The organism is Kamptonema sp. UHCC 0994 (assembly GCF_029167235.1).
Lineage (GTDB): Bacteria > Cyanobacteriota > Cyanobacteriia > Cyanobacteriales > Microcoleaceae > Kamptonema.
Window position 1 is genome coordinate 1 of record NZ_JARFTR010000251.1, and the last position, 5,380, is coordinate 5,380.

A 5,380-nucleotide genomic window follows, 5' to 3' on the forward strand; every position below is an offset into this window, starting at 1 on the left:
GAGATGGTATAATCACCCATTCTCAATTAGCAATTAGCCATTAGCCATTAGCCATTAGCAATTGATGATAAATTGCCCAAATTGCCATCGCCCTTAAATAATGGCTAGCCCTAAATGTACCCGTTGCTGTAATTGCTTCAGGTGTCCGAAATTGCAACCCATTTGCATAAATTTGCTTGACGACTACCTCCGTCAATTCTAAAGCTTTTTCCTTCATCCCCATCTGCACCATAAAAGCAGCTAAACCAAAATTAATTCCCGTCCAAACTTCTAGAGGATGAGTTGCATCTGGCTTTTCTGGGGAACCATCAAGCATAACGCCATTAGCTGCACCAAACTCACCTTGATTGAACTTAATAAAACAAGATTCATACACTGTTTCTAAGGTGCTGATAACACATTCTTCTGGTACAATATCGGGCAATCCTAATAAACGTGCATAGAATTGACCGCATAGCTGATCTGCCATTACCACCTCTGAACCGCTTTCGCTATCTAATCGGTAATATTGCCCATTCCACAGTCTTTGTTGATAGATTGGTTTAGCTTTTTCTAACCAATTTTGGTAATTGGTAATTGGTAATTGGTAATTGGTAATTGGCAAGAAACTTACATCCGTGAAATCCTTGTTGAAATTTTTAATTGGTGATTGGTTAAATTCTTCTCCACTGTTTTGATGTTTAATAAGTAAAGAACCAATCGCGATCGCAGCTTCTAACGCGGCTAACCACAACCCCCCGCAATAGGCACTCACGCCGCGCATCTGCCAATCATCAAAAGTCTGATCGGGGGCACCTGAATTTTCAGGAATCCCATCGCCATCTAAATCGAAGGTTTTGAGATAAGCTAAAGCTTCCACAATTGCCGGCCAACACTCTTGCAAAAACTCGTAATCTGTGCTACCAGTTAACAAGAAATCTCGATAAACTTGCAAGACAAAATCGCAAGGTAAATCTTTCCACAAATTGCAATCTTGATAGCTGGTATAGTTAGTTTTCTCCCAAGGGTGTTCGTTGGGAGCACCTAAATCATGGGGTGTAGCCCCGGCAATTTTACGCACGGCTGAGGCTTGATTCCAGCCAATAACTCTAGGGGTATCATCTCCTGTGAAAATTGCTCTAGCAAAGGCTAAAAGCACTGCCTTATCTAATTCTGGCCACAGCATTAACAGGGCAAAAGAACCGTAAAGACGGACATCTAAACTCTCGTACCAACGATAATCTATGCACTCCAAAACTGCAAATTGACCTTTAGGATCGCGTTCGTCAGCAGCACTCCAAAGTGTGCCACCATCAGTTAGGGCATAGAGTTCGTTAAACATTGCCATTTTAATGCTATCTGGCAAGTCTTCCCTGGCTAAAATTGGCTGTTGCCAAGCTTGAATATTTTCTCGCCAAGTATCCGAATGCTTCATAGCAGTACGAATTATTGACCAGACATTTTTGCCATTGCGACCAAAGAAATCTGTGTAGCGGCGGTAATACCAAACTTCGGGCGCAAATTCGGTGATCGGAAAATCCCAAGCTAAAATAAAGGGAATCTTGCGAGTTTTTCCCGGTCTAATTGTAAACCGAACTGCGATCGCGCAGGCTAATTGTTCGCCTCCTGCGGCTGGTGTTTCATCGGGATCGTCTAGCAAGAAGCCTTCTTGAGAAAATGGCCGCCAAATGTCTTCGCCGCTGCCTGCGGGGTTCCAACGGGTTTGATAAAATACTTCTACGGCGGCATTAGCGACTGTAGCGATCGCCCATTGTCCTTCGCCTTCTTTTACTTCTTCTGATGCACTCAATCGCGTCATTACGCAGCCGATGCGGTGGAAATCTTCTACTAACCGATTGAAATTTCCCCCACTTTCACCCCAGCGAGAATTATATTCATAAACCGGGCTACCATCATCTCGGACTTTAATTTCTGGGGATTTATTGGCATTAGTAAACCAGCCGACTGTATTCTGCCAAGTCAGCATGATGCTGAGAGTAATTGGTCGATCTGTGGGATTGTGGGCTATCCATTCAAAGATGGCGACTGGATAACTACTTTCCTGATAGTTGCCCGCCCAAATTGGTGAAAATTGTTCGCAGCTTAATTCTGCTTGAAAGACATTTTCATAAACAAACCAACTGCGAGGATAAAGTGCATGATAACTACCAGTGCTCAGGCTTAAATCTGAATTTTGCTCCTCAATTTTTAATTTTTCATTCTTAATTTTTAATTCGCTCGGATACCATTTCCAAGCAGATAAACTACCATCTGTAGGGGGTTCTGTAGATAGGGCATAAGCTTGTTTTTTGCCGTCAATTTCTTCAAAGACGCTGAATTGACAGGCGGGTAAACTGTGGAAAATGTGCTCGCCGCCGTCGATATGCCAAAGGTTGAAGTCGCCACGATGCGATCGCCCGATACAGCCGGCACCGAAGCCGCCGAGGGGCATTCCATGCCAGGGGCCATCGTCGAGATTGCTGGGGTAACGGACGGTGTAAGGATTGTTCCAACCTAGGCCGATAGGGCGGTTCCAGGTTTGGGGGGGGATGTTTGGGTTAGATGTGCGATCGGTCATGCTATTGATTTTACCCGATCAATGGTGGGTGTTTTTTCTTGAGAGGGGGATATTGCCATAAGTCTCGACTCGAATCTTTCCGTCCCCTTAATTAGAGGTTGATTAGAGGTACTGTTGGTAATAGTTCGCTTTGTCATTGCGAACTCTGCGAAGCGATCGCTAGGTTCTGGGATTGCTTCGCGGAACTCGCAATGACATATAGCAAGCTTCTTGGCAGTTAAGACGTTCTGATTTCCACCAAACTCGCTGATTCTATTCCTTCTTTCCCTAGCCCCTAGCCCCTAGCCCCTAGCCCCTAACCGCTGAAAGCGGTTGCTATAAGTCCTATTTTGCGTAAGTCAGACAATAAAAAACCCCAGGCAAGTTTTGCTTGGGGTTTGTAAATCAGGGTGCATCTATGTTTTTTATATTCCCAAGCTAGAGATAGCTATCAGGATAAATTACTCAAGTTCCACCGATCGCCTCGCTTAAATAATCGGCCGCAGCTTCCACTACCGCGATCGCATTTTCATAAACCATCCGCGTCGGCCCCAAAACTCCGACACTGCCCACCGGCACTGAACCCCGCTGATAAGTTGAGGAAATCAGCGTACAACAGCGGATCGGTTCTAAGGGGTTTTCTGACCCAATTCGCACTTTTACCCGCTTACCGGGCGTTTCTGACGCACCTGATGCAAAAATTAGAGGCCAGAGTTGCTCTTGTTCTTGTTCCAGTAGATGAATAATGGTTTGAACTTGTTGGAGTTGGGAAAATTCAGGTAATCGTAGGGCTTCTGCTAAACCACTTATTAAAATGCGGGTATAAGCTGGAGTTTGAGCTTTCCGACTCAAATCTGAGAGTACAGTTTTCAACAATTCGGCATAGCGTTCAAATTCGCGACCTAATTCGCTAGCATCGATCAGTGAGAGTTCGCACAGCGATCGCCCCCGCAGTTGGCTATTAAGGAAATTTGATAATATTTGCAATTCGCGATCGACTATTTCTGCATCTTCTGGCCCCAAGGTTTCGCTAGCTTCACCATTTTTAGGTTGAGGTAACTCCATCAAAACTGACTGCGTTTCGTAGCTATCAGTGACTACAATCAGCATTACCTGTTTCGGGTCGATTTGCACCAGTTGGACGTGGCGCAAGTTACCTGTATGAGACTGTGGAAGGGTAATCAGAGCAATATAGCCGCTGACAGTTGCCAAAATTTGGGCTGCACCCCTCAGCAGTGTTTCCATCCGGCCATCAGACCAATTAAGCTGGTCTAGAACCTGTTCGACTTTACCACCTAATTTTTCAGAGGGAGCGATTAGCCGATCCACGTAAATCCGGTAGCCTGAGTCAGAGGGAATCCGTCCGGCGGAGGTGTGAGGTTGATAGAGTAGTCCAGCTTTTTCTAAGACTCCCATTGCATTACGAATGGTGGCGGGACTAACACTGAGGTTATATTCGTCAACCAAAGCTTTTGAGCCAACGGGTTCGGCTGTAGTTATATAATGGCGAACTGTTGCCCAAAGGATACGTTGTTGGCGATCGGTAAGATTGACGCTCACAGGCATTTAAGCTCAATTATCGAACAAATAGCGGCGGGTTTTATATAAAATCGATCGTAGGATGCAAAGTTTATGGGCTAAACCCGCCTCTACTCTGAACCCAGAAACTCTGTCCTCAAAGGTAGCAGATCGGAGTTGTTAATCCCACCATAACAGAGTTTGGCTAATAGCGGGGGATGGTGCGATCGACTTTAATAGAGTAGTAGTCGATGCCGCCTGTAATGTTTTTGACGTTAGTAAAGCCTTGATCTGCCAACCAATGGCACATTTGAGCCGATCGCACACCATGATGGCATAGAACTAGGGTTTCTGCGTCGGGATTGAGGCGGGTACGAATTTGGTCAGACCATGCGGTAAATTCGCTTAAGGGCAAAATTTCAAACCCTGGTAGAGATGCGATCGCAATTTCATAGGTTTCTCGCACGTCTACAAGCTGCAATTTTTCCGGTGATTCTTCCTTGAGGCGGCGGCCTAATTCTTCGACAGTAATTTCTGAAATTATTTGTGGCATTTGGTTGTAGCTTTTATAGACGGCAATATTAAAAATATAGCGATAATTGGCAAATTAGCAATTAGCAATTACCAATTACCAATTAGCAATTAGCAATTAGCAATTAGCAATTACCAATTACCAATTTGCCTTGCCACTGTTAACGCAGAATAAGAAACCCCTGCTGTTCCTTCACCTGGATGAGTGGAATCACCTACTAGCCAAAGATGCTTAACTGGTGTCCGATTTGCAAAGCCAAATGGCCCAAAAGTAGGTATTCTTTGACCGATACCGCCGACAACTCCGCGATCGCGACCAGTATACCGCGCAAATGTTCGAGGCGTTGCTGCTTCTTGATGTAAAATCTTATCAGGTGTTAAGTCAAAATATTGACCCAAACGCGCGATCGTTTCTTCGCTATATCTTTGTTTCAACCCTTCATAATCTGCACAATTCCACCACTTTCTAGTATCAGTAAAAGATGAGGCTGTAATTGTCGCCCTCCCTTTCGGTGCTCTACCATCTCCTGACTTGCTGACAGAAACAAACAGGGAATTGTTTTCACCAATTACGCCTTCATAGTCGTATAAAAATTGAAGATGCGGCGGACAATTTTCAGGAATTGCGCTTTCCTCTACTCCTAAATATATCACGAAAGCACCTGATGCTGGAGGCAATTTATCTACTCGATACTTGTAACCAGCCATTGAATTTGGCAAGTTGGCAACCGATAAGTTATCGCAGTCCCCAAGACTATTAGGAAATATATCCGTAACGCCGCCTTCTAGGCGGTA

The 5,380-nt window shown here is 44.8% G+C and carries 3 protein-coding genes and 1 pseudogene; all 4 read right to left on the minus strand.

Going from position 1 to position 5,380, the window contains the following annotated elements; all coding sequences use genetic code 11:
* Window positions 1-40: 40 nt before the first annotated feature.
* A complete protein-coding gene (locus PY364_RS22195) occupies window positions 41-2,557 on the minus strand; it encodes a GH116 family glycosyl hydrolase (RefSeq protein ID WP_275526352.1) in 2,517 nt (838 codons plus the stop codon).
* 444 nt (window positions 2,558-3,001) lie between these two features.
* Window positions 3,002-4,096: a heat-inducible transcriptional repressor HrcA gene (gene hrcA, locus PY364_RS22200; RefSeq protein ID WP_343278468.1), complete on the minus strand. Its 1,095-nt coding sequence runs from the start codon at window positions 4,094-4,096 to the stop codon at window positions 3,002-3,004.
* Window positions 4,097-4,259: 163 nt separating this feature from the next.
* On the minus strand, window positions 4,260-4,607 hold the full coding sequence (locus PY364_RS22205) for a rhodanese-like domain-containing protein (RefSeq protein WP_275526354.1): 348 nt from the start codon (window positions 4,605-4,607) through the stop codon (window positions 4,260-4,262).
* A gap of 110 nt (window positions 4,608-4,717) precedes the next feature.
* Window positions 4,718-5,380 (minus strand): annotated as a pseudogene (locus PY364_RS22210) (C-3',4' desaturase CrtD); the annotation flags it as partial.

What these genes read in the sequence shown, in the direction of transcription:
- PY364_RS22195 (WP_275526352.1), bottom strand. Translation starts at nt 2,557, where the DNA reads ATGACCGATCGCACATCTAACCCAAACATCCCCCCCCAAACCTGGAAC.
- PY364_RS22205 (WP_275526354.1), bottom strand. Translation starts at nt 4,607, where the DNA reads ATGCCACAAATAATTTCAGAAATTACTGTCGAAGAATTAGGCCGCCGC.